Here is a 674-nt window from a genome sequence, read left to right as displayed (position 1 = left end):
AGCATCAATCGTTTGAATTTCTTCCAAACTCATCTCATTTGCTTCATCAAAGGTTAGAGATAAGATATCTTGGTACTTTTCCTTGAATTCCTCGATTGTTAGCCATGTTTTCTTATCATCTTCACTAATTTGTCCATCAATAGCAATCGCAATTTCAAGCGCCATAATATACATAGCACGTTTATCAACTGTTAAAACATCCAAATAATTAGAAGCGATTCTTAGATATTTTCCCTTTTCTCTACCGTCGCTTTCATAACTTCCCTCATAATCCAAATCAATATTTTCATATTTTTGGGAATTTATTGCACTGCCACCTTTAACCTTGGCATCTTTCCAACGAGAGCCACTTGCTCCCCACTTATCTAACCTCAAAGATAAATAGAAGTCATTTTGCAACATCTCATCATCCCCGACATTTGAGAAACTTATTTTTTGACCATTTCTTTCTTTAAACCACATTTTCCAAACAAGCTCTCTAGTGGTAAATGTTATTTTTTTCTTAAAGTCACTTTTGATATATAGTCTCACTCGTCTTCCTCGTCGTCAAACACACGTTCACCATGGATTTGGATGTACTCCTCACGCTTCTTATCCAATTCTTCCCAGATGGGATCGTCAATAGCATCAATCGTTTGAATTTCTTCCAAACTCATCTCATTTGCTTCATCAAA

Annotated in this window: 1 protein-coding gene; it reads right to left on the bottom strand. The window is 35.6% G+C overall.

The window, feature by feature from the left end:
* The coding region (locus GMD1S_RS08615; RefSeq protein WP_001242087.1) for a hypothetical protein at positions 1 to 531 on the bottom strand (531 nt) is incomplete at its 3' end.
* Positions 532 to 674: the final 143 nt, after the last annotated feature.

Origin of the sequence: Streptococcus sp. GMD1S (assembly GCF_000296875.1) — a bacterium.
Taxonomy (GTDB): Bacteria; Bacillota; Bacilli; order Lactobacillales; family Streptococcaceae; genus Streptococcus.
Note: the sequence above shows the minus strand (reverse complement) of the source record. Positions and strands in the feature narration are given on the sequence as shown.